The 24,208-nt window shown below is 52.6% G+C and carries 23 protein-coding genes; 9 read left to right on the forward strand and 14 right to left on the reverse strand.

Going from position 1 to position 24,208, the window contains the following annotated elements:
- Positions 1-37 precede the first annotated feature (37 nt).
- The 3 genes from Y71_RS05245 to Y71_RS05255 all read right to left on the reverse strand — a co-directional run bounded on the left by Y71_RS05245 (position 38) and on the right by Y71_RS05255 (position 1,774).
- A complete protein-coding gene (locus Y71_RS05245) occupies positions 38-529 on the reverse strand; it encodes a PaaI family thioesterase (RefSeq protein WP_197685249.1) in 492 nt (163 codons plus the stop codon).
- 118 nt (positions 530-647) lie between these two features.
- Entirely contained in the window at positions 648-1,076 is a 429-nt protein-coding gene (locus tag Y71_RS05250) for a RidA family protein (protein ID WP_007370448.1), read from the reverse strand.
- A 137-nt stretch (positions 1,077-1,213) separates the two neighbouring features.
- Positions 1,214-1,774, reverse strand: coding sequence for a cupin domain-containing protein (locus Y71_RS05255; protein WP_199200060.1), 561 nt, complete (start codon positions 1,772-1,774; stop codon positions 1,214-1,216).
- A gap of 297 nt (positions 1,775-2,071) precedes the next feature.
- On the opposite strand from Y71_RS05255, the gene Y71_RS05260 reads away from it, so the two are divergent.
- The 6 genes from Y71_RS05260 (at position 2,072) to Y71_RS05285 (ending at position 6,055) form a co-directional block, all read left to right on the forward strand.
- Entirely contained in the window at positions 2,072-2,635 is a 564-nt protein-coding gene (locus tag Y71_RS05260) for a helix-turn-helix domain-containing protein (RefSeq protein WP_035887745.1), read from the forward strand.
- Positions 2,632-3,159: a GNAT family N-acetyltransferase gene (locus tag Y71_RS05265; RefSeq protein WP_007370451.1), complete on the forward strand. Its 528-nt coding sequence runs from the start codon at positions 2,632-2,634 to the stop codon at positions 3,157-3,159. Before Y71_RS05260 ends, Y71_RS05265 begins: the two co-directional genes overlap by 4 nt.
- Before the next feature lie 246 nt (positions 3,160-3,405).
- Positions 3,406-4,161, forward strand: coding sequence for a class I SAM-dependent methyltransferase (locus Y71_RS05270; protein ID WP_007370452.1), 756 nt, complete (start codon positions 3,406-3,408; stop codon positions 4,159-4,161).
- 152 nt (positions 4,162-4,313) lie between these two features.
- Entirely contained in the window at positions 4,314-4,856 is a 543-nt protein-coding gene (locus Y71_RS05275; protein ID WP_007370453.1) for a GNAT family N-acetyltransferase, read from the forward strand.
- Positions 4,857-4,980: 124 nt separating this feature from the next.
- A complete protein-coding gene (locus Y71_RS05280; protein ID WP_035887746.1) occupies positions 4,981-5,292 on the forward strand; it encodes a hypothetical protein in 312 nt (103 codons plus the stop codon).
- 250 nt (positions 5,293-5,542) lie between these two features.
- Positions 5,543-6,055, forward strand: coding sequence for a GNAT family N-acetyltransferase (locus Y71_RS05285; RefSeq protein WP_007370455.1), 513 nt, complete (start codon positions 5,543-5,545; stop codon positions 6,053-6,055).
- Between the two features lie 64 nt (positions 6,056-6,119).
- Here the strand turns inward: Y71_RS05285 and Y71_RS05290 are convergent, their stop codons facing one another.
- The 3 genes from Y71_RS05290 to Y71_RS05305 all read right to left on the reverse strand — a co-directional run bounded on the left by Y71_RS05290 (position 6,120) and on the right by Y71_RS05305 (position 10,024).
- The gene (locus Y71_RS05290; RefSeq protein ID WP_007370456.1) at positions 6,120-7,385 is read right to left on the reverse strand and encodes an MFS transporter; all 1,266 of its coding nucleotides are present in this window, start codon (positions 7,383-7,385) and stop codon (positions 6,120-6,122) included.
- Between the two features lie 255 nt (positions 7,386-7,640).
- Positions 7,641-8,567: an AEC family transporter gene (locus Y71_RS05295; RefSeq protein WP_007370458.1), complete on the reverse strand. Its 927-nt coding sequence runs from the start codon at positions 8,565-8,567 to the stop codon at positions 7,641-7,643.
- A 539-nt stretch (positions 8,568-9,106) separates the two neighbouring features.
- Positions 9,107-10,024, reverse strand: coding sequence for a LysR family transcriptional regulator (locus Y71_RS05305; RefSeq protein ID WP_007370462.1), 918 nt, complete (start codon positions 10,022-10,024; stop codon positions 9,107-9,109).
- A gap of 118 nt (positions 10,025-10,142) precedes the next feature.
- Here Y71_RS05305 and Y71_RS05310 point away from each other — a divergent pair, with 118 nt between their 5' ends.
- Positions 10,143-10,586: an ester cyclase gene (locus Y71_RS05310; RefSeq protein ID WP_007370463.1), complete on the forward strand. Its 444-nt coding sequence runs from the start codon at positions 10,143-10,145 to the stop codon at positions 10,584-10,586.
- A 47-nt stretch (positions 10,587-10,633) separates the two neighbouring features.
- Here Y71_RS05310 and Y71_RS05315 read toward each other — a convergent pair whose 3' ends face one another.
- From Y71_RS05315 to Y71_RS05330, 4 genes are all read right to left on the reverse strand, one after another.
- Positions 10,634-11,974 (reverse strand): carbohydrate porin, encoded by a 1,341-nt coding sequence (locus Y71_RS05315; RefSeq protein WP_007370464.1) that lies wholly within the window; start codon positions 11,972-11,974, stop codon positions 10,634-10,636.
- A 281-nt stretch (positions 11,975-12,255) separates the two neighbouring features.
- The gene (locus Y71_RS05320; protein ID WP_007370465.1) at positions 12,256-13,134 is read right to left on the reverse strand and encodes a helix-turn-helix transcriptional regulator; all 879 of its coding nucleotides are present in this window, start codon (positions 13,132-13,134) and stop codon (positions 12,256-12,258) included.
- 13 nt (positions 13,135-13,147) lie between these two features.
- Complete coding sequence (locus tag Y71_RS05325; protein WP_007370466.1) at positions 13,148-13,777, reverse strand: YbhB/YbcL family Raf kinase inhibitor-like protein; 630 nt, start codon at positions 13,775-13,777, stop codon at positions 13,148-13,150.
- A 208-nt stretch (positions 13,778-13,985) separates the two neighbouring features.
- The gene (locus Y71_RS05330; RefSeq protein WP_035887749.1) at positions 13,986-16,739 is read right to left on the reverse strand and encodes an inverse autotransporter beta domain-containing protein; all 2,754 of its coding nucleotides are present in this window, start codon (positions 16,737-16,739) and stop codon (positions 13,986-13,988) included.
- A gap of 494 nt (positions 16,740-17,233) precedes the next feature.
- Here Y71_RS05330 and hxlB point away from each other — a divergent pair, with 494 nt between their 5' ends.
- Together hxlB and Y71_RS05340 are read left to right on the forward strand one after the other, a co-directional pair.
- Positions 17,234-17,794 (forward strand): 6-phospho-3-hexuloisomerase, encoded by a 561-nt coding sequence (hxlB, locus tag Y71_RS05335; RefSeq protein ID WP_007370469.1) that lies wholly within the window; start codon positions 17,234-17,236, stop codon positions 17,792-17,794.
- A 149-nt stretch (positions 17,795-17,943) separates the two neighbouring features.
- Positions 17,944-18,498 carry a TetR/AcrR family transcriptional regulator gene (locus tag Y71_RS05340; RefSeq protein ID WP_035887750.1) on the forward strand — a complete coding sequence of 185 codons (555 nt, stop codon included), beginning with the start codon at positions 17,944-17,946 and terminating at the stop codon, positions 18,496-18,498.
- An 11-nt stretch (positions 18,499-18,509) separates the two neighbouring features.
- Here Y71_RS05340 and Y71_RS05345 read toward each other — a convergent pair whose 3' ends face one another.
- The 4 genes from Y71_RS05345 to Y71_RS05360 all read right to left on the reverse strand — a co-directional run bounded on the left by Y71_RS05345 (position 18,510) and on the right by Y71_RS05360 (position 24,208).
- Positions 18,510-19,091 carry a TetR/AcrR family transcriptional regulator gene (locus tag Y71_RS05345; protein WP_007370471.1) on the reverse strand — a complete coding sequence of 194 codons (582 nt, stop codon included), beginning with the start codon at positions 19,089-19,091 and terminating at the stop codon, positions 18,510-18,512.
- Between the two features lie 69 nt (positions 19,092-19,160).
- Entirely contained in the window at positions 19,161-19,517 is a 357-nt protein-coding gene (locus tag Y71_RS05350) for a DUF6515 family protein (RefSeq protein WP_007370472.1), read from the reverse strand.
- 88 nt (positions 19,518-19,605) lie between these two features.
- Entirely contained in the window at positions 19,606-21,042 is a 1,437-nt protein-coding gene (locus Y71_RS05355) for an efflux transporter outer membrane subunit (protein WP_007370473.1), read from the reverse strand.
- 1 nt (position 21,043) lies between these two features.
- Positions 21,044-24,208 carry an efflux RND transporter permease subunit gene (locus Y71_RS05360; RefSeq protein ID WP_007370474.1) on the reverse strand — a complete coding sequence of 1,055 codons (3,165 nt, stop codon included), beginning with the start codon at positions 24,206-24,208 and terminating at the stop codon, positions 21,044-21,046.

The raw sequence follows: 24,208 nt of genomic DNA on the forward strand, positions 1-24,208 counted from the left end.
CACAGCGTCTCATATTTTATCTGTCATAACGGAGAACTTATCTTCCCCGGGCTTTTTCACCCGTTAGCGTTAATACCGTACTGGTTATAATGGCGACGGCCTTACCATCTTCGCGAGATATTTCACATCGGTAATGACTGATCGTTTTGCCACGATGCTCAGCATGTGCGGTAGCTAATAAACGCGAACGCCAGACAGGACGAAGAAAAGTGGCATTAAGGTCTATCGTTGTAAAACTTTCATTCTTCTGCATTAAAGTGGAGTGCGCGGTTCCTATTGCAGCGTCTGCCAGTTCGCATAATAAGCCGCCATGGACAGTGCCCTGCTGATTTCCATGACGTGCCGAATCGGCATCAAGCATCAGCGTCGCCTTTGCTTCGCCAATATCCACAATGCTGAAACCCAGCAGCCCTGAGATGGCTGTGGGATAATTCATATATGTTGTCATCGTATCGTCCAGTGTGCCTTGCAACTGGCGCTGTAAAAATTCGAGGACGGGTATATAAACGGACTTTTCTTTCATCATCATCTTCTAAATAAATGCCGTCACGACGGAAATAGAGCGGGGCAGCGCGATTATCTGCCCCCAATCAGAAATGTCTCTGCGATATAAAAGTTGCAGGTGAGACTTTTCCGGCAGGCCTTTCTCACTTTCGCACTGCGACTATCATTTCCAGCTCAACAGGCGCGCCGCGCGGTAATTCAGCTACGCCTACCGAAGTGCGGGCATGCGTGCCCCTTGCTCCAAGCCTCGCGACGAGCCGATCGGATGCTCCGTTCATTACCTGACTTTGCTGGATAAAACCGGGGGCAGAAGCAATATACCCTACGACTTTAATCACCTGGATAATATTAGCCTCGCCGCCTACGGCCTCACTCACTGCCGTAATACAGAGGTCTGCACAAAAAGCAGCGGCCTGTTGGGCGGCGGGAAGATCAATGTCCTGTCCCACTTTTCCTGAATAAAGTAGCGTTTCACCTTTGCGCGGGAGTTGCCCGCTCACATAAGCCAGCCCGTCATGGATGATGACGGGAACATAATTTCCACCCGGCTGATTTGTTATATGCTCAGTCATAATATCACCTGTATTTTACCGTTCCTGCATTCGGGATAACGTATTCACACATGGGTCAGAATACACGGCTGACAACCACCTGTGAGCGGGGATTATTTTTATATTCCAGACTGGGATGTTTCTGACTCAGGAAATATTCAGTCAGGTATCACCAGCGCACCACAATCACTGTCGGTAATGAAGGTAGCCAGTAATTCGGCAGGTTCCGTTTTACTGACGTTTTCGGCAAAAAGGTGTAATGCGCCAGGCGGCTCGAACCAGGTTTGCCCTGTTGTATAAGTTTCAGCCGCACCTCCTTCCATTTGCGAGCGCAACGTGCCTTTCAGGACAAACGCCAAAACCGAACCCGGATGACGATGCCGCGGTGTATAAGCGTCTGGCGGAAAGTCAACCACCGCTACGGTGATGGATTTGCCGGGAATGTCCTGCAAAGTTTCACAGGAAACGGGCCTGATACTCGTTTCAGGGCGCGCGGTATCCATGGCACCGGACATACCGGACATCTGTAAACCCGTCAAAGCGTGTTGGTCATTATGATGCATGGCCGGCGCTGAAGCGCCCGAATGATATACAAATGCAATATCACCCGCGAAAAGCAATGCCGCACCTGCAGCGGCGATGATGATAAGCCGCCTGAAAGGGCTGAAATGCAAAAGTGTCTTTCTCTGCGAGAAGGATGAATCAGGCTGTGTAAACACGGGAACCTCATGACGAAATGCCGTAACTAGCGTTACAGACGGAAATCACAGAGTGTTGATCGCCTTCAACCGGGCGCCATCAATTTGTCCGGCGGTGTTAAGGCTGCAATATATCGCCATAATGACCCACCCCATAGGGTCAAGAATTAACAGAAATACCAGGACATTTGCCTTTGATGAACGCAGTTAACATCAACCCGCAGCATGACATGCCCCTTTTGCAATAGCGCTTGACAGGGTTTCAGTAATCAGTAATCTCTCTTTTATGGGAATAATATCTCAAATAAGAGAAAAGACATGAATAACCAGGATTACCGAGCAAGGTTAGCCGCCCGTCTGGCTGCGCTGCGCTTACAACACAATTGGTCACTTGACGAGCTTTCCACTGCGTCGGGCATCAGCCGGGCATCCTTATCACGGATTGAACGGGGTGAAGTCAGCCCGACAGCGGAGGTTCTCAACCAACTCTGTATTGTATACGGAATGACGATGTCCCGGCTGATAAGCGAGATTGAACAGGCAGCAGATAATCTGTTCAGAGCAGAGCAGCAACCTCTGTGGCAGGATGAACTCAATGGATTTGAGCGACGCATGTTATTACCGCCTTCCAGTCAGTTCAAATGCGAGATGATCGAGGGAAAATTGCGCCCTGGCGCTTTCATTGAATATTCAAGCCCTCCCGTTCAGGGGCTTGAGCAATATCTATGGTTATATGCAGGTGAATTAACTATTACGATGAACACTGAAAAATGGAGTTTGAAAGAAGGCGACAGTTTGCGTTTCCATTTATCAGGTTATTCATCATTCAGCGCTCATCAGAGCCTCGGTGCACATTATATTTTGGTGGTATGTAAATCATGATTGAATATGAACTTCTCAGTGCTATACAGGCGCATCAATTTTTACCAGAATTAGGTGACGTATTGCAGTCTTGTGTAAGAGATGGAGCCAGTGTCGGTTTTACCGATCCCGATGATCGGCAGGCTATTGACCGTTTCTGGAAAGATAAAATTTATAGTCTTGCCAGCCACGATTGCGAGTTATTAGTCGCCCGCGATAAGGGTTTTTTAGCTGCAACCGTCATCATTAACTATTGCGGCATTCCTAACGGTCGCCATCGTGCTGAAATATCCAAACTCCTCGTTCATCCGCAGGCTCGTCGTCAGGGGATTGCCAGAGAATTAATGAGTCGGGCAGAAGATATGGCCTGGAAAAAAGGCATCTCTTTACTCGTACTTGATACACGAACCGGAGATGTGGCCAGCGACTTATATCTTTCCCTGGGGTGGCAGATAGCCGGGGTAATACCTTGCTATGCAAGGTCGATCGAAAACACCTTACACGGCACAACGTTTATGTACAAAATTAATGAGTCCGCTTGCTGATGATATTCACTGGCACTTTTCGCGTTAATATTGATCGTCATGCGAAAATGATTTTCGGGTGCGCAGAAATAAACTGAAAAAATAGCCGTATCGTACATTCACCTCAAGCATGAAGCGGGCCTGTTAAGCGTAGCCTGTCGGAATCGTTATATCGCCAATAGCACGTGTTATAATATGGGGGCATTATCTCTCCTGCACTGAATATACTGGCAGGGCGGTGTGAAGAGGGTAACTGGAGAATATCTCGTGAAACAGTTCAACAAGAATGCACATGCTTACGATAAAATCAGAAGCAAGGTTACCTATCCACCGGCCCTGTATCGTTATCTTGCCGAACGGGCTCCCGCGACCAGTGCCGCACTGGATATTGGCTGTGGTAACGGGGTCTCCAGCATTCGCCTTAAAGACTATTTCAGTTATGTGGAAGGATGCGATTTAGGGGAGGCGTTAATTGAACGGGCGCGGGTTAACTATCCGGAACTGAGCTTCACCGTTTCCCCGGCAGAAACGTTTTCTCCCGGACGGGCCTTTGATCTGATTACCAGCGCCACCTCTTTTTACTGGATGGATCGTAAAGCGGTGTTGGCCAACCTGAAAAACTGGTTGCGCCCGGAGGGGCTTTTTTGCGCTTACCGATATGATGTCCCGATAATCTATGGCCCGTTACGGGACTACATTGAAAAAGAGCTGGTAACACACTGGGCTGCCCATCGCGATCCCCGTTTAATACAATACGATGACACGCTTGAGCTGATGCGTGATTGCCCGCATTTGCAGGATGCAAGGCGTGAAGCCTTTGCAAATATCCTGTTTCTGAGTGCAGAAGAAGTGGCGCTGTTTTTCCTCTCAACAAGCTATGCCAGCCGTTTTATTGAACTGGAAGGTGGCGAAACTTACCGCAACAATTTTGTGGAAAAAGTTATGTCCATCGGTGGCTCTGAACCCATAGCCGTGAATTTTGATATTCATGCATTCAGCGCCACTTATCTTCCGGCAAACTAACTTATCGCCTGGCCGCCAGTGCGGCCTTTTTGTTTATCGCCACAGCAAGCGTGCATGATCGATAATCGAAGATATCCCATTGCGAATCGCTGTAAATATCCCGTTATTTTTGTTAATACTATTCCCCCCACCTTTTCGTGTATGGATAAATTATGAAGTTATTTTCTACCGAGCGAACTGATGTGCATTTGCTTGTCACCGATCTTGCAGAAAGTTTTCAGCGTTATCTGCTTAATAACAGGTCCCATTTAGCGCCGTTCGAACCATTACGTGATGAAGGTTATTTTACACTCGAAAATATATCGCAAAGAATAATAAACTCACTAAACGATTACGAGAATAGAAAGTGTCTGAACCTTGTAGTGACGTTAAAAAATGAAGATCGCATTATCGCCAGTATTAACTTCACTAATTTCATCTTTGGTGTTTTTCAGGCATGTTACTTAGGTTTTTCACTGGATCATGATTGTCAGGGTAAAGGCTTAATGCATGAATCCCTTGAGAAGTCTCTTCGTTATGTGCGTGAAAACTATGGCATGCACAGGATAATGGCCAATCATCTCCCGGATAACGAACGCAGTAGCAATACATTAAGACGTTTGGGGTTTGTAAAAGAGGGATATGCCGAATCCTATTTGAAAATAAACGGTGTCTGGCAGGATCATGTCCTGAACTCATTTGTATTTCCAGAGTGATTCCCCCAACAATATACACTCATGTCGCTTACCAAAATGACCTGTTGGCGATCACGTTAAATAACTGTTCTTCGGAACTAACCGGTCTTCGCGTTATATTTTTAGCATAAAGAGAGGAAAGCTCATGATTGTAAGAACCTGGCACGGCTGTGTTCCACTTAAACATGCAGAAGGTTTCGCGAAACACCTTGAGAAAACCGGAGTCGAGCACGCAAGGAGCATAGAGGGTAATCGAGGCGCGTTCGTGCGCATGGAAGTGCAGGGAGAGTGGGCGCATTTCTTTCTGGCCACTTACTGGCAGGATCTGCAGTCGGTGCGGGAGTTTGCCGGAGAAAACTATCATGTGGCGGTAACTTATCCGGATGATGAAGAATTTGAGCTGCTTTCCGACCCTTACGTTTTCCAGCATGACGTGGAAGCCATTTCACCGCTTTAACCTTGTTTGCGGGCCACCGGTCAGTTACCCATTTGCTATAAAATCCGAATGGCTCCGCATCCGAAGACACAGCGTATCCGGCAGCGCGACTTATTTTTATCGCCTGTCTGCCGGTAAGTCAGGAAAGGGCAAGCACCGTGTTGAAACCGGTCGGCCTGGAGAGGTCGCAAGATTCTACGTGGCGACGCTTAAGTCTCCATCACTGAAAGGAGACGACAACATTACCTGCCATGTTCATAAGGATAACCCGATGACAGATATCACTATCAAACCGGCACAGAGCGAGCATCTGGCGGCATTAAGGGCGATTGAACTCGCCTCGTTTGAAACATTGCGTGTCACCGGCGCGGTGACAGGTGGGCCGGTTGCGGGCAGCCTGGATGATTTCAGCAGGTTGAGCAAGGAAGGAATTCTCTTCGCGGCATTCGCAGCAGAGGAGATCCCGGTTGGTTTCGCCGGGGCTTATATTACGGCGAACTGGCTGCATATCGCCGAAGCAGATGTGCATCCAGACTGGCAGCGGCAGGGAATTGGCCGACGGCTGATAAATGCGCTTCTGGCTGAAGGTAAGGCTCGCGGTTTAACCGGCGCTTCGTTGACGACCGATCGTTATGCTCCCTTTAACGCCCCTTTTTATGCCTCTTTGGGGTTCGAAATTGTGCAAGAAGAGGCCCTCTCGCCACGGCTAAAAGACTTACTGGCAGCAGAAACGATCTCCGGGCTGGCACCGCTGCGCCGGGTTGCTATGCAATTGGTGTATTGAGTCACCTTTTCTATACCCGATTGCGCTTTCTTCCTGCTCTCAGCGTATCTCTCGATGGCTTTCATTAGCGCGGCGGATGTCCGGTCATTTTTGTCGCGCTCCTGACGGGAATGAGCAAAGGCAATATGCAAAGTACCAGCAGTGCAACAACGATTAATGTCTGTTTCACCCCAATCGCATCACCCGCCAGGCCATAGATAAGCGGCATAAGCGCGCCACATCCCAACGATGCGGTATAGAAAATAGCAAATGCGCGGGTTTGCTGATGCGGTCTGGCGAGTTCGGCTACGCTGCCATACAGAATGGACGACGTTCCGTTCAGCGCGATACCCAGCGGAACCAACAGCAGCCAGCTTACCTGCAAAGGGGCAACCGTCATTCCCAGTACAATGGCCGACGTAATGATCTCACTGGCTGCGACGGTTTTAATTACGCCGAGTTTTGTTGCCAGCACCCCGCAAACCAGTTTGCCAAATGCCCCGCCAATAAAAATTAAGGTCAGCGCAAAGCCAATTTGCGTTGCAGACGCTCCCCTTGCGGCCATTAAAAAGGGAAGGAATGTCAGCGTGCCGGTACGCGTGGCGTTGTCGATACTGCCAATCACGCACAGCGCAGTGAAAGCACGTTTACGAAGCGGTTCGGGGAGTTTTACGCAGGAGGAGGCCTGTTGCTTCTGCTGCGTCGCCTCTTTGCCCGCCAGCGTAGCCACCTGGGGCGTTTTTTTGCCATCCGCAGGCAGTAACACATAGAGACCGAGAGTAACGAGGAAACCCAAAAGCGCAATCAACTGCAGTGCGGTTCCCCACGTGATAACCAACAGGCAGGCAGAAAGCGCACTGGGGATGATCCCTTTACCCACATCGCCGAAAAAGTTGTAGGTGCTGAGTGCGATACGGGCGCGCTGAGGGGGATAAAACCGCGTAATAAAGCTGGAGGAGAGCGGATGCTGAACGCTGGCGCCAAGGCCGCCGATCACAATCAATATCATGAGCTGTATCAGCGTTTCTGACGTTCCATACAGCAGCAGCGCGACGGTTAAAAGCAGCGTGCCGCCGATTAACACTTTCCGCTCGCCGTATTTTCTGCCCAGTTCTCCCGATGGGATCTGAAACGCCGACATCGCACCAGAAAACAGCATCTTCAGTAAACCGATCTGCGCCATTGAAAGCCCAAATTGCTGCTGCCAGAGGGCAAAAAGCACATAGTGCATATCCGTCGCACCATCATGGAAAAGGTGAGCAAGGCCGGTTGCACCCAGCACTTTGCGGCTCTGCGGTTTCTCGACGGTCGGCGAATTTTCTTTCTCAATGGAACCTGAATCCACGCTCATTCTTCCTCCTGCGCTATTAATGGCTATATTCACACTAAACCGGGCAGGGAAAACAGCGTGTTGTTATGTTTGTTTTGCATAAGCAATCCCGGTTTTTTAACGGGCGATTTTATTTGCTGATAGCTATTCAGCCGCTAATTTCATTCTATTTATTGTGGAATGACGCAGAGGGTAAAACCGGCGGAATCTGTGCACGTTTTAATTCTACCCGGTGGCAGGAAGAGATCTGGGCCAGATATGAAGCGGATTTATCCCTCAGTTCGGTGACAGTTGGGTCAGCATCAGAATAAAGGGAATGGTCACCGCCGCCAGCACCGTTTGCACGGAGATAATCCCGGCAGAAAGCCGATGATCGCCGCCGAGAAGTTTGGTCATGATATAGGCGGAAGGCGTACAGGGCAGGGCATTAAACAGGACGACGGTGGCCAGTACCGGCCCGGAAATACCCAATTCAACGCCAATAAACAGCGTGATAAGCGGTACCAGTAATAATTTCACAAACGACGACTGTAATACCGGCCCGTGCGCCGAGCGCGCAGCTTTAAGATCGAGCCCTGCGCCAACCGCCAGCAAGCCCAGCGGCAGCGATGCGCCGCCGAGAATATGCAGAATATTGCTGACCACATCCGGGAGTTTGAGCGTACTGACATTAAACGCCAGCCCCGCGACCACTGAGATAATCACCGGGTTACGTACCAGTGCTCTGACTATCTGCCATACGCCAGGCCTTTTGCCCTGCCCGTAATGCATCAGGATGATGATAGACGCGACATTCAGCATGGGAATTGCCACCGCGATACTGATAGACGTGACCGTCAACCCGGTAGTGCCGTAAGTGGCCGCCGCCGCCGCAACGCCAATATAGGTGTTAGGGCGCAGCGCGCCCTGAATAACGGAAGAAAAGACGGTTCCCGGCTGGCTTCGCCATATTCGCCACAACCAGAGTGACACTGCGCCAATCGCCACGGCGCCCAGAATCGACCATGCTATTGGCCTGACCGGAAAATCATTCAGGCTCGCCGTCGCCACCTGAGAAAACATCAGCGCCGGAAACAGCCAGAAATAGTTGAGCTTTTCGCAGGGCAACCAGAACTGATGATCAAGCAGGTTTTTGGCCCGCAGTACAAATCCCATAACAATCAGGAACATCACCGGTGCAAGCGAAGACAGCGTCGTCATCATTTCTCAAATGTATCCTTTCGTCAGTACCAGCAGACCGTAAATGGCAATAAAACCTGTCAGCAGACATTTATAAAGCGGCGCGCTTGCCCGGCGGAAGAGTAAATTCCCCACCGCCCGGTAGATAAATAAGGCCACGGGAGCGGCGATAAGACCTTCAATACTTAATGCTGTGGAGCGAAGCAGCGCCAGAGTTGCGAGCAAGTGAGTGTGTATTTTTTATGACAGTTTTTTGGCCTGCTTTTAAATGATAATTTTTGCCTTTATATATCTTTTGATTATATATCAGAGTAAATCTGATATTATTGCCTGCCAGCATTGCTGTTACTGCTTTGCTGAATATCAGAAATTAAAATCCCGAAAATAAATATCAGTTGTTATCACAAGAAATATAAATAATGCGTTTTGTCTTATGGTGACAGACGATGATTTTCTCGGGCGAGCGTTTTTATTCCTGTTGCTCAACTCGTGTGGTAGATGTTGCAGCGCAGAGAATCTCTTCTGCGCCAGCCGTTATGGGATATGTTGTGACCGGCGGCAATTCATTCAGCGTACGTGCTGAATTGCGCATGGATTAATTTCCGCAGCCATTGGTGCGCGTTACCGCCATCCGAGCGGCGGTGCCACAGCAGGTGAAACGCAATCTCCGGCAGTGCCAGCGGCGGCTTGAGCAGCACAATATCGTCATGGGCTTCATCCACCAGCACGCTGCGGCGAAGTACCGTCGCGACATAATTGGTCCGCGCAATAATCCGCGAGACGGCCGACATCGTGGGCAGCGTCAGGCGCACCATTCTGCTGAGCCCCTGCTTGCGGAGCTGCTCATCCACCAGGCCGTAGTGATTGCCTTCGGGCGAGACCAGAATGTGCTTCATGGCGAGATAGCGTTCCAGCGTCATGCCGTCACGGGCGGCATCGCTGTCGCGACGTACGAGAGTGACAAACTCATCGCGGATCAAAGGCTGCGACAGGATGCGTTTTTCCGCCTGGGTTGGCACGATACCGATGACCAGATCGACCTCGCCGCTATCAAGCATCGCCACGGACTGATCGCGATCGACAAAGGTGCGCACATGGATCGTTACGTCCGGCGCCTGCTGGCTGACCGCGCGCATAATCGTCGGCATTAACACCATCAGCGGGTATTCCGACATGCCAAGTGTGAAGGCCATGCTTCGATTCTGCGGGCTGAACGCCTCTTCCGGTGCCAGCAGGTGGGTTATTTCGTCCAGCGCGCGGCCGACATGCACATGGATCTCTTTCGCTCTCGCCGTGGGCAGTAATCCGCTGGCGCTGCGAATAAACAGCGGATCGGCAAAATGGCTACGCAGACGTGCAAGCGCGGCGCTCATTGCTGGCTGGCTGACTGACGCCTTACCGGCAGCGCGGGTGACATTCTGCTCTTCCATCAGCGCGTTAAAGGCGACGAGAAGATTCAGATCAAGCCCTCTAAAATCCATAAAACGGATACTCCTCTATATCTTATATTTGTTTTATTTATTGATATCGCGAATGTGATACTAGCGGCGTACGGCAAATAAACCAATGCAAAACCGTCAGCCTGCGAGGTAGGTAGTGATGTCAGACCATAATGAAATAGCGAATCGTCTTGCGCGCGAGCGCGAGGCCGTAGAAAAAATCTATCAGGCGTTTAGCCTGCAAAACCCGGATCTGCTCGATGAAGCGGTGACGCCAGACTGGCAGGATATTCCGCTGGCTCCCGGCCAGGCAGCCGGGCCGCAAGGGCTAAAACCCATCATCAGAAGCTTTATCGCGGCTTTTCCCGATGTGCAGATTGTCATTCAGGATTTGATGCAGCTTCCCGGTAAGATTGCCGTTCGCGCGGAGATTACCGGGACGCATCAGGGAACGTTTATGGGGATGGAAGCGACGGGGAAATTTGTGCGCATCCGTTTGCATGAGATGCACGAACTTAACGGTGAGCGCGTGATAAAAACCTGGCATATGGAAGACTGGCTCGGGCTGTTTATGCAGTTGGGCAAGACGCCTTCTCTGCCTTAAGCGCAAAAAAATCCACGCCGTAGCGTGGATTTTTGCTTTTATGGGGATCAGAAGTTGATGTTCGCCGTCACGCCGCCGACAAAGGCGTCATCAACCTGGCTGACTGCGCCCGGTGCGGAAATGTATTGCAGGTTCGGGCGAATTTGCAGCCATTTCGTCGCCTGAATGTTGTAATAGATTTCGTAGTTGTACTCGGAACCGTCCTGAATCGGCAGATAGGCCAGGCTGTTGTAGTCTGTCTCACCGTTGAAGCGGTTCTCGTCGTCCAGCAGGCGGGTGTAGGAGGAGTTGATATGGATACGGCCTGCGCCGATACCAATTTCATCCTGCGGACGCGCGTCAAACGGTCCTTTCCACGTCAGCGCAATCGACTGATAGTTGTCGGTTTTTGACGTTTTGTGATCGTTCATCACCGCCTGAACGGTCAGCGTAATACCGCGATCGCTGGAGCCGCCCTGCGCGGTCAGTTGTTGCTGGGCGAGGATATAGCCGCCGTAAGAGTGGGCGGTATCCTGATAACTGCCATCGCGCCATGAGCCGTAAACATTATCGTTGGTCGAGGAGTAGTAGTAACCAAGACGGTAGTTCCCCGGCAGTTTGTCCGCGCCGAGCAGCGGTTTCCAGCCCAGTTCTACCGGAACCAGGTTACCTTCGGTCGGGTTAAATTCAAAACGGAAACCGTCGCCGCGATCATAGTTATACGGGTTCTGGTTGTAGAAACCGACCTGCATAAAGACTTCCGGCGTGAAGTTAATACGCACGCGACCGCCCCACTGGGAAACCGGCCAGTTGTACCAGTGATCGCCGCGCCAGTTACCCGCCTGGCCGCTGCCGAACGCCAGGTTCTGGAACTTACTGTCGAAATTATCGAAATCTTCGCCAACGGTCACACGCCCGGCTTTCACATCCAGCACATCGTCAAAGAAGCCTTTACGTAGCCAGAACTGTGTCAGACGCCAGGTCTGCCCGCGGCCATACACCTCCTGCGGGGAAGAGAGCATGCCGGTACGCGGATCGGCCACTTGATCGGCGACATTCTGCCCGTCACGGTTAGTGATGGTTAACTGGAACTCGGCATCCTGCCAGTTGAGCAGTTTTTGCAGATCGAGATTAACGCCGAACACCTGCTGATCGCTGTAGCGCGCCGTCGTTGAGGTGTTATAGCCGCCAGCCAGGTTTGATGCGGCTTCCATGGTGTAATTCACCTGGAAATCGACACCCTCTTTCTGTAGCTCGGTGCGGGTTCCGCCCCAGTCACCAAACATCCACGGGGAATCGGCGCTGAAGGCGTCCGCCGCATGGGCAAGGCTGGGTTGCAGACAAAGGAATAAGGCTCCGGCTAAAGCAGATATTACAGGTTGTTTCACCACTGTTTTTATATGTTTCATAATGTTTATTCTTAGGCAAGGGGAGTTGTTCGGAATTTTGAGTGTAATAACTGCAGATTCTGAGTTTTATAAATTTGTGCGAGTAAAATTATCTTGCCAAAAAAATATGATCGTCAGCACAAAATTAGCTTCACAGTATTTTCATTTGCTATTTTTAGTGAATGACTTTGCGTAAGCTGTGCCGAAATAACCCTCAACCCGGCGGCAAAAAAAAAGAGGAATAAAGCGCCTTTCTGCCCGGTATATCTCTTACAAATAATTCGCGTGGGTGAAAAAAAACGTTAGCGGACCCGGGAAGGCGGCGTCGAAAAGCGTTTTTTAAACTGCTCCGCAAATCGTGCATAAGAGAGATAGCCACACTGTTCTGCGACCCCTTGCAGGGTGAAGGAGGTGGTTTGCAGCAGGAACATCGCATGCATCATACGTGTTTCCAGCAGCAGTGTTTCGAAGCGGGAATGTTCATCCGACAGTCGGCGTCTTAATGTTGATTCACTCATCGCCAGCCGTTTTCCCGCCTCTTTCACCGTCCAGTGTTGCTCCGGCGCTTTTTGCAATAATTCCCGGAGTTGCAGGGTGACAGAGCGTTTCGCCAGCGGTAAAAAACAGTGACCGTGCTCCGCCAGCACCAACAGCAGATCCAGCAGCCGTAACACCAGGCGGTTATCATCAAGTTCCGGTCGGTTTAGGCTCGCCTGTAAAGTAAAAAGCGAATCGATAAGTGCTTTCTTCAACGGAATAACGGCGATTTCAGTAACAGAACTGGTGCGGGAAATAACGTCGGTATAGCGTTTGGCAAACTCGCGAATAACGTTTGCTGAGATCGTCAGAAATAATGACTGGAAGGGCCGACCATCACCGTCAGGATATTTTTCAATATCGATACAGGTATCTTGTGCGATAAGACATGCGCGCGTTGATGGCGTCAGAATTTGCGCTGAATGACCTGTATGCAGAACCAGCGAACCTGACAAAATAATAATCAGGGTGGCCTGCGGAAAATAAAAATCCTTTGTGCTCTGGCTATTGCGCAGCAGCGGTCGGGAGAGTGAACAGAGATTATCCCGATGGATTAAACGCGGTGCGGAAAAGAGGCTGCCCCCGGCTGGCTGGATATTCAGCAGCTCATGTGATTCTTTTTCTACCATCGGGGGCTGAAGCATAATGGAACCTTGATTAACGAACCGTCGGGTTAAGCGAGTAGAGTCCGGTCAATTCAGCTTGCGCCAGGACATTCACCGATTCTATGGCTTTACGGACATTTTGTCCTGTCAATGCGCCATCAACCGGCAGGCTGGCCACATCCAGCGCATACAGCGTAAACACGTAACGATGGACGATTTCATCATTCCACGGCGGGCACGGGCCATCGTAGCCATAATAGTCGCCGCTCATCTGCGCATCGCTGGCAAACCACAGCGAATAGTCGTTTATGCCGTGGCGATAACCTGTTGGCAAGCTGGCGAGCGTTTTTCCTTTTGGCGTCACGCCGGAAGAGAAAGCCGATTCTGCCAGTTCCTGCTGCGTGACGGGAATATCCAGCAAAACCCAGTGATAAAAATCGATGCGTGGCAGCGTGCTGGAAACCACGCGCCCCTCCTGATTAACATCATCGCCGCGGGAAGGAACATCCGGATCGTGGCATAGCAATGCCAGTGATTTCGTCCCTGGTGGGATCTGATCCCAGGCAAGATGCGGGCTGGCATTCTGCGACAACGTAATATGCCCCTCGCTGGCGGGCACGGCGAAGGCGTTTTTTCCGGGAATAACATCACCATTACTGAAGTTCTGGCTGAACAGTTTCATCTCTGCATCCTTATCTCACGTCGCGGGAAAGCGATATGTTACCCCGTGGCGGATTTCAGACAGCAACATATCCAGTCAATTGGCGTCCATATCCGGTCAAAATGACAGTATCAGGCGCAAAAAAGTGACGGACAAACGCCATGTTGTCCGTCACCAGGAGGAGCGTTAACCGGTAAGGCGATTTCCGCCCTTATCGGATGCGCTGCGGTTAGTTGAAGTGAATACCGTCATAAGTGATGCTGCAACAGGCAACATTGCTGACCCGGACGCTGAAGCCCGCTGTACCGGAAGCAACCGTACTGGTCGCGCTGATGGTTGCCGTTCCGTTAGCATCCGTCGTGGTCTGGGTTGTCGACAAGGTCATCGGATCCGTTGTGCTCAGGGTTAGCGTCTGACCGGCGACAGGTTGCCCGTTATCGGGGCGAATCAACTTCACCGCGAAGACGTTCTGATCCACGCCGTTAGCCGGAGAATAATCCGTGATCATCCTGAACATGCTTTGCAGCATGAGGAAATTCACCGGACTTGTCGCTTCGTTACCATTATCCAGAGAAGCGATAACCGTATTTTTTATCGCTGCAAGCGATACCACTTCTGTTCTGGCTTTACCATTGGCATTGGTCGTCGCCTGGGTGCCCAGCACCTGGCTGAGCGTATCCTGGGTTTTAAAAGTGATGTTAACGCCAGCGATTGGATTTCCTTTGATATCCAGCACGGTGGCTTCCACTTCATCCTGATCCACGCCGTCTCTCAATGCATTGTCTTTGGTGGTCATCAGGTTAACCTGCGCCCGCGCCACACGGGATTCGAACTCCACATCAACCTGGCGGCGGGTGCCGTTGTCCAGCGTTGCCGTTACCGTACTGGGGCCGTCCTGAATATTGGTCAGGTCGACCGTTACAGCGCCATTGCTGTCTGTCGTCACGGTTGATGCTGAAGCCACTGCGCCATTATTCGCCGTGATGGTAACGTTCTGTCCAGCCTGTGGCTTACCGTTGTTGTCGGTGACCACTATTCGCACGCTGTTTTTGTCGCTGCCATCGGCCAGCGCATTATTGCGCGTGACGGTCATGCTACTCACGATATAGCTGATAACCGGCGTAAAGTGGGTATCCACCGACGTTGTGGTGCCATTGCTTAACGCCGCCGTTACCGTCGTGGTTCCTGCGGCGGTATTGGTCAGCGTGGCCCAGGCCAGCCCGTCTGCCCCCGTCGTTCCGGTCACCGTCGTAACCTGCGCGCCCTTGTTGGCGGTGAAGGTCACGCTTTCTCCGGCAAGGGCATTGCCGTTACCGTCGGTCACTTCCACCTGTACGGCGTTGGCAGAATTACCATCGGCCAGCGCATTATTGCGCGTGACCATCATGTTGTTCATCATCGCGCTGGTTGACGACGTGAAGGTAGTTTTTACTGACGTTGCTGCACCACTGGCCAGCGAAGCGGTGACGATGGCGCTTCCCGGCAGGGTACTGGTCAGCGTCGTCTCTACAACCCCGTCTGCGTCAGTTGTTCCGCTGCGCGTGACGATTTTCGCCCCGTTACTGGCGCTAAAATTGACGGTCTGCCCGGCAAGCGGGTTGCCGTTACCATCGGTCACTTTTGCCTTCACGGCGTTGGCGGCGGCGCCATCGGCCAGCGCATTATCACGGGTAACGATAAGATCGCTGCCCTGGATGGTGGCGACCGGCGGGTTCACCGTCACCTCTGTGCTGGCACGGTTTGATTTGTTGTCCTGGTTATCCCAGGCCACGGCGCGAATAGGCCAGGTGTTGTTGCCGCTCTGCCACGGTGGGAGAACAACGGTGGCCGTGGTCGTGCCCGTCACATTAATTTTACCGCCAGCGGCCAGCAGCTCTGGCGCATCCCACTCGACGCGTTTCACCCCGTATTTTGCGGTGACGATGGCGTCCAGCGCGATCGTTTCGCCGGCATTGCCGCTTTGCCTGGCCGGTAACGCCAGCGTAATCATCTCCTGCTTACGGTAATCAAGCACAATCGCATTGTTACGTTCGACCAGATCGTGACGGCTTCCGGCCAGGCTACGCATGATACGAACCGCATCCGGATTAAGCTGCTCGCGCAGCGAAACGCCCGGCTGATAACGTAACATCAGCGAGAAGCGGGTATCGCTGATGCCGCTGCCAGTCTGATAATCCACCCCCGTTGTCAGCAGTGGAACGGGCGTCCAGCTCAGCCCTGCTGTAATCGCCCGCGGGTTATTTTGCCGGTTGTTCTTATCAACCAGCGCCACGTGACTTCCCCGATACTGCTCATACACCAGACGGCCGCCCAACTGCGGATAATCAGGCAGCCAGGCTTCGGCGCGAATGTCCCAGCCGTCCGCCGGGCGTTCATCGTAATTGGCGAAATCCCTGGACTGATGCCAGCCCGTGAGGCCGAAATAGCTGTTCGCGCTGAGTTTGAGGTAGTCGGTCCAGGCTTCAGCCCCGAAACCCGCGCGGCGGTTGCTGCCGGTGAAGTCGTTATCCAGGAACAGATTAGCGCCGTACATCCAGCTGCCGTAGAGCGTTCGCCATCCGAGCCCCAGGTTGCCGGTCTGCCGCCCCTCTGGCGCACGATATCCGAGCTGCGCAAACAGGATATTCTTCGGGCCATCATAAAGTGGCAGCAAGAAATCTAACGCGCTATTGCCCAGGTTCCCTTTGGTATCAACGTTCAGTTGTACGCGAGCGGTGCCGAACTGTGAGAGCCAGGCCTGCACTTCACTGTTAGCTGCGCCGGAAAAATGGCCCAGCGCCAGGTTTTTCAATGCCCCGGACTGGTCATCTGCTTGCAGTGCTGCGCCAGTGGCCATCGTGGCAACAGAAAAACGGTTTTCCGTGTTGTTTTGGCTGTCGGTGGTTAAAGAGGGAGTGGGCAGAGCAGCGTGTGCCAGCGGATGCCAGACAGGTAATAGCTGCGTCAGTATCAGTAATCCCGAGGTGGTTTTTTTAATATCCATCAATAATGACTCCATTCCTTGCGGCAGGTGTCCCTAAGAAATAATTATTCATCCCGGTAGTAAAAAGCGCAGTAATCATCCAGTTTGTACTCTATTTCCCGGTTATTTTTCTAACGGCTCTGGAATTTACACCATCTCCGGATTGAATTAAGAAGATAGAATCCTAAAAATGGCGTGGATCGCTGATAAATAATTTTGTGTTATCACGATAAATTATTATATGTTTTTCTTGTCTGGTGACTGGAATATAGGTGGTGACTTTTTTTGAAGAGGTTTTTTGTATTTGTGGATGCGTGTTTTTTTAAAGATTAAGCGTATTTTCTATTTTTAATGAAGATATTTCCCTCTCTGTTTCATTGGGCGGAGGCAAAAAGATAACCGCAGCGGCATCACGGTAGCGGAAGATTTTACGCTCTGTCGCTTATCTTCTGCGCAGATCCCGCTATGCTCTTGTGTCTGGTTGAGGTATGGCAACGGCTTCAGGAGGAAAGAAAATGGGCGTGCAGCAAAACATCCGCAGTATTTTAAATGAACTGGCGCAAAATGCGCAGAGCATTGATAACGCGCAAGCCGGGCAGCTTATCGCGCATATCAGAAAAGCGGGCCATATCTTTTTGCAGGGCGCCGGGCGGAGCGGCATTGCTATCCGTGGTTTCGCCAACCGGCTTTTGCACCTTGGTTTTTCCGTCAGCGTGGTGGGGGAAATGTCTTCGCCGCACAGTAAACCGGGGGATTTATTGATTATCGGTTCCGGTAGCGGCGAAACCGGCAGCCTGAAAAGCCTGGCGCAAAAAGCGGTGGAAAGCGGGGTGGATGTGGCGCTGATTACCCTGAACGCCGACTCTTCCATAGGCCGCATGGCAAACTGCGTACTGGTCTTGCCGGGCACAGCAAAAACAGAGAATGCGCGCATTGAAGGTGCGTTTTCCCAGCCGATGGGTTCTGCTTTCGAGCAGCTCTGTTTTATTACCTGTGACGCGATTATTCTTGAACTGATGGCGCAGCTTGGCGAATCCAGCAACAGCATGTTTAAACGGCACGCTGATTTTGAATAATGATACGGAGCGCGTTGCGCTTCGTTAATACATTTTCCCGCTTCCGATTATTTGCGTGATGACGGTCGTAAATTCTTTATTCTGTTTTGAGCTGACTTGGTGATATTAACATTTCATTATATGATGGTGTTTATTTTCGGAGCCAGACAATGAATCGTCACGAACTTATACTCCGCGCCGCCAGAACCTGCATGATAGAAAAAGGCTTTCATAATGCCTCCATTAAAAATATCGCGGCCTGCGCTAATGTCAGCGCCGGGCTTATCTATCGCTATTTTGCAAATAAAGACAGCATCATTGAAGCGCTGGTGACCGACATTGTTAATAATATGCGAAGTCACATAAATGACAAACCCCGGCATGATGAGAATCAGCCGTTAGATATATTCCAGGAATCTGCTTTCTGGGCGGATTTGCAGGATAATATCTTTATGCTGATGGATATCGCCTCCGCTGCGATCCGCAACGAGCGCTATAAAAAGCTGGTGACGGAGGCGCACAACGCCTTGCAGGATGATATCGTTCGGCGCGAGAAACAGCGACACCCGGCAATGGATGAGTCGATTATTCGTACCCGCCATTATGTCATCACCATGCTGCTGGATGGCGTCATTGTGCAGTGCGGCAGAAAAGGCTATGTCATCGACGACGAATTACGCCAGATGATTAATGCGATTTTGCATAATCTGGTGCATGCGAAATAATTTAGTCTCCTTCAGGCGTTCGGGTTGCTAAAAATCAACGTATTAAGACGCAGCAGCTCATTTTCATTGAGTTGCTGATCGTAAACCACCCGACAAATAAAGCCATCGATAATAGTCAGTAGCAGACGAATTTGTGCCCGGCTAAACGGTTGCTGCGTTTCTCTATTCAGGAGTTCGGCGTTTCCGGCAAGATAACTAATGGTTCGTTCTTCTTCATCAGTTAATATTTTGCGCACCTGTTCATTTCTTGAGGCTTCCGAATAACTTTCCAGTAATAACGCGTGTTCGCGCTGACTCCAGCCGGACCAGAAAGCGGATTCACTATTCAGAAGATCGCTCAGCGTCGTATCAGATCGTAGCTGGCGAAATAAAAACGCTCGCCATTGGGCCGCGACACTTTTTACCACCTCATTAATCAGCGCCTCTTTACTGTGAAAATCACGATAAAGCTGGCCCGCGCCATAACCCGACCGGCTGAATAACTCGGCCATACTGCACCCGTGAAAGCCGTGCTCGCTGAAACAGGCTTTTGCCGCTTCAATGATTATTTGTCGGCGTTCATTTACGCGTTGCTCTTGTTTGTTTGTCGCCAAAATAAGTTACCTGCGGACGGGTAAATATTGCTCCTGTGGCCGCTTTGCCTGTCCACAGGAGCATTAAGGTTAAAGGCCAGCCGGCCGTGGCACTTCAATGTACTCATCATCGATATTGCGCTGGTAATAGTGGCCATCTTTTACGTAATAGCGTTTGCCGTTGTAGTCCAGCACCGACATCGCGCCGCCAGAAGGTCTGTCGACCACCACATAACGACCATCCTGTTTTTGATAATAGAGACCATTCAGCAGGTAGTAGGTTAATCCACCAATCACGATCAGTTCCGCCGCAGGCGGTAAGATGGTCAGGGGCGCATTATCGCGCGGCAACGCGGGGCCTGGGCGGTGCGGATCGCCAAAAGGTGCCGCTATTGTACTGAATGAAAGACTCAGTAAGACGAATAAGGTGCAGGTGTGTTTTTTCATGGTTGCCTTTCCCGGTGTGTCACAAGTATCGAACAGACTCTCTTTACACCCGGCAGAGCATTCTTCTACCGGGTGCTTACACAGTGTCTTAACGCTGCTGCAGTGCTGCCGTTTTCTCTTCCAGCCCTGTACCGCCGCCCATCACTTTATACAGCGTTATCAGGTTGGTGTAATACTCCTGCTGCACGCTGACCAGCGAGGTTCTGGCCGTGTATAACGTGCGCTGGGCATCAAGCGCGTTCAACCAGGTATCCACACCATTGCGGTAACGCAGATACGCCAGCCGGTAATACTCTTCGGCCGCTTTGGTATAGTTTTTCTGCGCGGTGAGTTGATCGTTAATCGTACCGCGCCGCGCCAGCGCATCGGCCACTTCCTGGAAGGCCGTCTGCACCGATTTCTCATAGGCCGCTACGTAGTACTCCTTCTGCGCCTTGGTGTAGTTCAACTGCGAAATGTTATAGCCACCAGTGAAGATGGGCAGCGAAATACTTGGCGAGAAGGACCACACCCCGGCGCCGTGTTTAAACAGTGACGACAGGTCGCTGCTTGCCGCGCCGCCGCTGGCGGTCAGCGAGATGCTTGGGAAGAAATTCGCCCGCGCTGCCCCAATGCTGGCATTGGCCGATTTCAGATTATGCTCGGCTTCCAGCACATCCGGACGATTCAGCAGCACGTCGGAAGAGATGCCCGCCGGGATCTCTTTGAACGCATTTGCCACCGCATCAATGTTTTCCGGGATCAGGTTATCCGGCACGGCCCGCCCAACCACCAGATCGAGGGCGTTTTTATCCTGCGCCACGCTGGTCTGGTATTTCGCCACATCGGCGAGCGCCGAATGGTACGTTGTGGCGGCGGAAGAGACATCTACCATTGACGCAGTGCCGTGACGAAGCTGCGCCTGGGTGACTTCCATCGATTGCCGCGCGCTTTCGGCAGTCTCTTTCGCAATGGTCAGATTGCTTTTATCCGCCGCCAGCGTCAGCCAGTAATCCACCGTGTTGTAGAGCACCGTCAGACGCGTACTGCGCGCCCCTTCGACGGTACCCAGCCAGGTTTCATACTGCTCGCGCGTCAGGCTCTGGTTTTTGCCAAACAGATCCAGCTCAAACGAGCTGGTGCTGGCATCGCCTTCATAGCTGGAACTGACAGACGTCCCGCTGCCGGTGTTGTTGAGCGAGCGGGAACGGGTGCCGGTCAGCTCCGCGTTAATGGTCGGGAAGAGGTTCGAACGCTCTTCGCCATACTGCGCCCGCGCGGATTTCACGCTGGCGACTGCTTCCCGCAGGTCGCGGCTGCTGTCGAGCGCCATCGCCACTACCTGGCGCAGGCGGTCATCGAGAATGTACTGCTGCCAGTCGATATCGCGATAGTTATTCCCCTGAGTGCCTTTCAGGGAGGCATAGGCCTCCCCGGCAGGAAGCTGGCCACTGACCGGCGAGGTTGGCCTGTCATAGTGGGGATCCAGCGAAATACAGCCCGCTAACAGAAACGGTACGCATGCTGCTAAAAGTCTTGCTGACATCTTATTCTCCTGATTTTTCTGTCGTTTCGCGCACTGCTTTGTACTCCTCCGGCACGGAAGGGAATACGCGTCTGACCAGCACGAAGAACAGAGGAACAAGGAAAATGGCCAACAAGGTGGCGGCGATTGTCCCCCCGATAATCCCCGTCCCGATGGCGATTCGACTGTTAGCGCCCGCGCCGGTTGAGATAGCCAGCGGCAGTACACCGGCGGTGAACGCCAACGATGTCATGATGATCGGGCGTAAACGCGTGCTGGCCGCGTGAATCGCCGCCGCCACCAGGTTTTCGCCTCGCCGGTAGTTTTCCTCGGCGAATTCCACAATCAGGATCGCGTTCTTCGCCGACAGGCCGATGATGGTCAGCAGCGCCACCTGGAAGTAGACATCGTTCTCCAGCCCGCGCAGCGTAATGGCTAACAGGGAACCAAATACCCCGAGCGGAACCACCATCATGACCGAGAAGGGCACTGACCAGCTTTCATACAGCGCCGCCAGGCAGAGGAAGACAACAATCAGCGAAATACCATACAGCGACATGGCCTGGTTCCCGGCCAGGCGTTCCTGGTAGGAGAGGTCGCTCCACGCATAGGTGGTGGCTCCACCAGGCAGGGCTTTTGCCAGTTTCTCCATGGTGTTCATCGCTTCCCCGGAACTGCTGCCGGGCGCGGACTGCCCCTGAATCTCATAGGAAGAGAGGCCGTTATAGCGGGAGAGCGCATCCGCGCCATAAATCCAGTGCGCAGAAGCGAACGACGAGAACGGCACCATGGTGCTGTTGCCATCGCTGTCGGTACCGCGAACGAACCAGCTATCGATATCCTCCGGCTTGCTGCGGAAGGCTGAATCCCCCTGGATGTAGACTTTTTTCACCCGTCCACGATCCGAGAAGTCATTCACATACGTTCCGCCGATGGCCGAACTGAGGGTACTGTTGACATCGCTGACGGAGACTCCCAGCGACTGCGCTTTCACGTCATCCACATCGACCTGCACTTGCGGTAAGTCCGGCAGTGAGTTCGGGCGCACGCTGGAGAGCGTCGGATCCTTCGCTGCTTCGGCCAACAACTGGTTACGCAGTTTCAGCAGCGTATCGCGGTCGGTGCCGCCGCGCGCCTGCAACTCAAAGGTGAAGCCGTTCGACTGGCCCAGGCCGCTGACCGACGGCGGCGTCAGCACGAAGATCTGCGCATCACGGATCGAGGAGAGGTTCATCATTGCCCGCTTCGCGATCGCATCGGCGCTGTTCTCTGCGCCTTTACGCAGATCCCAGTTTTTCAGCGAGATAAATCCCACCCCGGCGTTCTGCCCGCTACCCGCAAAGCTGAAGCCATCGACCAGCATGCTGACGTTGACGTTATCTTTCTCTTTGGTCTGGAAGTAGTTCTGGATCTGTTTACGCACTTCGAGAGTGCGGTTTTCCGTGGCACCTGGCGCCAGCGTGTACTGCACCATGATGTAACCCTGGTCTTCGGTCGGCAGGAAGCCGGTCGGCAGACGCATATACATCACTGCACAGCCGATTAACAGCACGCTGTACAGCGCCAGATAACGGCCCGGACCATGCAGGACTTTCGCCACGCGCTGGTGGTAACGCTCCTGTATTTTCTCGTAGCTGCGGTTGAACCAGCCGAAGAAACCTTTACCGGCATTTTCATGATCGTGCGGCTTCAGCAGCGTGGCGCACAGGGCAGGGGTGAGTGTTAACGCGATGATCACCGACAGCACCATTGACGAGACGATGGTGATGGAGAACTGGCGGTAAATCACCCCCGTGGAACCGCTGAAGAAGGTCATCGGCAGGAACACGGCGGAAAGCACCATGGCGATACCGATCAGCGCTGCGGTGATCTCCTTCATCGATTTTTCTGTCGCTTGCCGTGGCGGCAGCCCTTCTTCCCGCATCACACGCTCGACGTTTTCCACCACCACGATGGCGTCATCGACCAGCAAACCGATGGCGAGCACTATCCCGAACATCGTCAGGGTGTTGATGGAGTAGCCGAAGGCCGCCAGCACGCCGAAGGTTCCCAGCAGCACCACCGGCACGGCAATCGTCGGGATCAAGGTGGTGCGCAGGTTTTGCAGGAACAGGAACATCACCACCACCACAAGGGCGATCGCTTCGGCGAGGGTTTTCACCACTTCCTCAATGGAAATTTTGACGAAGTCGGTGCTGTCGAGCGGATAGTCAATGGCGTAACCGGCAGGCATGGTACTGCGGAACTCATCGACGGTGTTTTTAACCCGTTCTGCGGTGGATAAGGCGTTCGCGCCGGAGGCCAACTGAATGGCGATACCCGCTGCCGGGTGGCCGTTGGCCAGTACGTTGGCGCTGTAATCTTCGCTGCCCATTTCAACCCGGGCGACATCGCTTAAGCGGACAACGGAACCATCGGTTTTGGTTTTCAGCACAATATTGCGGAACTGTTCCGGCGTTTGCAGACGCGAACGCGAACGCACGGTGGCAACCAGTTGCTGCTCGCCGCTGGCCGGTTGTGCCCCTAACTGCCCGGATGAGACCTGGGTGTTCTGGTTTTCCAGCGCGCTTTCCACATCGGAAGGCATCAGCGAGTAAGCGGCCAGCTTGTTCGGGTCCATCCAGATACGCATCGCATATTCCGAACCAAACACCTGCACGCGGCCCACGCCATTAACGCGCGCCAGCACATCTTCCATGTTGCTGACCAGGTAGTCAGAGACATCCGAAGAGGTACTTTTGTTGGTCTTGTCATACAGCGCCATGACCAGCAGGAAGTCGCTTTGCGCTTTCTCCACGGTCACGCCTTGCGAGGTGACCGCATCCGGTAAGCGGCTTTCCGCCTGCTGGACTTTGTTCTGCACCTGCACCTGCGCAATATCCGGGTCGGTACCCTGCTGGAAGGTAACGGTGATTTTGACCTGGCCCGTGGACGCGGTACTGGAGGAGGAAAAATAGAGCATGCCGTCCAGGCCGGTCAGCTGCTGTTCAATCACCTGCGTTACGCTGCTTTCCAGGGTTTCCGCAGACGCACCGGTATAGGTGGCGGAGATCCTGACCTGCGGCGGTGCAACATCGGGGTACTGCGCGATCGGCAGATTATTAATGCTGATAATGCCAAGCAGCATAATGACGATCGAGATAACCCAGGCAAAGACCGGGCGACGGATGAAAAACTGAGCCAGCAT

The organism is Kosakonia radicincitans DSM 16656 (assembly GCF_000280495.2).
Classification (GTDB): domain Bacteria; phylum Pseudomonadota; class Gammaproteobacteria; order Enterobacterales; family Enterobacteriaceae; genus Kosakonia; species Kosakonia radicincitans.

Bases quoted from the DNA above. Each gene is read 5' to 3' on its own strand.
- Y71_RS05285 (WP_007370455.1), top strand. From the start codon at position 5,543: ATGACAGATATCACTATCAAACCGGCACAGAGCGAGCATCTGGCGGCA.
- Y71_RS05330 (WP_035887749.1), bottom strand. From the start codon at position 16,739: ATGGATATTAAAAAAACCACCTCGGGATTACTGATACTGACGCAGCTA.
- Y71_RS05325 (WP_007370466.1), bottom strand. From the start codon at position 13,777: ATGAAACTGTTCAGCCAGAACTTCAGTAATGGTGATGTTATTCCCGGA.
- Y71_RS05310 (WP_007370463.1), top strand. From the start codon at position 10,143: ATGTCAGACCATAATGAAATAGCGAATCGTCTTGCGCGCGAGCGCGAG.
- Y71_RS05245 (WP_197685249.1), bottom strand. From the start codon at position 529: ATGATGATGAAAGAAAAGTCCGTTTATATACCCGTCCTCGAATTTTTA.
- Y71_RS05280 (WP_035887746.1), top strand. From the start codon at position 4,981: ATGATTGTAAGAACCTGGCACGGCTGTGTTCCACTTAAACATGCAGAA.
- Y71_RS05320 (WP_007370465.1), bottom strand. From the start codon at position 13,134: ATGCTTCAGCCCCCGATGGTAGAAAAAGAATCACATGAGCTGCTGAAT.
- Y71_RS05350 (WP_007370472.1), bottom strand. From the start codon at position 19,517: ATGAAAAAACACACCTGCACCTTATTCGTCTTACTGAGTCTTTCATTC.
- Y71_RS05265 (WP_007370451.1), top strand. From the start codon at position 2,632: ATGATTGAATATGAACTTCTCAGTGCTATACAGGCGCATCAATTTTTA.
- Y71_RS05275 (WP_007370453.1), top strand. From the start codon at position 4,314: ATGAAGTTATTTTCTACCGAGCGAACTGATGTGCATTTGCTTGTCACC.
- Y71_RS05260 (WP_035887745.1), top strand. From the start codon at position 2,072: ATGAATAACCAGGATTACCGAGCAAGGTTAGCCGCCCGTCTGGCTGCG.
- Y71_RS05295 (WP_007370458.1), bottom strand. From the start codon at position 8,567: ATGATGACGACGCTGTCTTCGCTTGCACCGGTGATGTTCCTGATTGTT.
- hxlB (WP_007370469.1), top strand. From the start codon at position 17,234: ATGGGCGTGCAGCAAAACATCCGCAGTATTTTAAATGAACTGGCGCAA.
- Y71_RS05355 (WP_007370473.1), bottom strand. From the start codon at position 21,042: ATGTCAGCAAGACTTTTAGCAGCATGCGTACCGTTTCTGTTAGCGGGC.
- Y71_RS05290 (WP_007370456.1), bottom strand. From the start codon at position 7,385: ATGAGCGTGGATTCAGGTTCCATTGAGAAAGAAAATTCGCCGACCGTC.
- Y71_RS05340 (WP_035887750.1), top strand. From the start codon at position 17,944: ATGAATCGTCACGAACTTATACTCCGCGCCGCCAGAACCTGCATGATA.
- Y71_RS05305 (WP_007370462.1), bottom strand. From the start codon at position 10,024: ATGGATTTTAGAGGGCTTGATCTGAATCTTCTCGTCGCCTTTAACGCG.
- Y71_RS05315 (WP_007370464.1), bottom strand. From the start codon at position 11,974: ATGAAACATATAAAAACAGTGGTGAAACAACCTGTAATATCTGCTTTA.
- Y71_RS05360 (WP_007370474.1), bottom strand. From the start codon at position 24,208: ATGCTGGCTCAGTTTTTCATCCGTCGCCCGGTCTTTGCCTGGGTTATC.
- Y71_RS05250 (WP_007370448.1), bottom strand. From the start codon at position 1,076: ATGACTGAGCATATAACAAATCAGCCGGGTGGAAATTATGTTCCCGTC.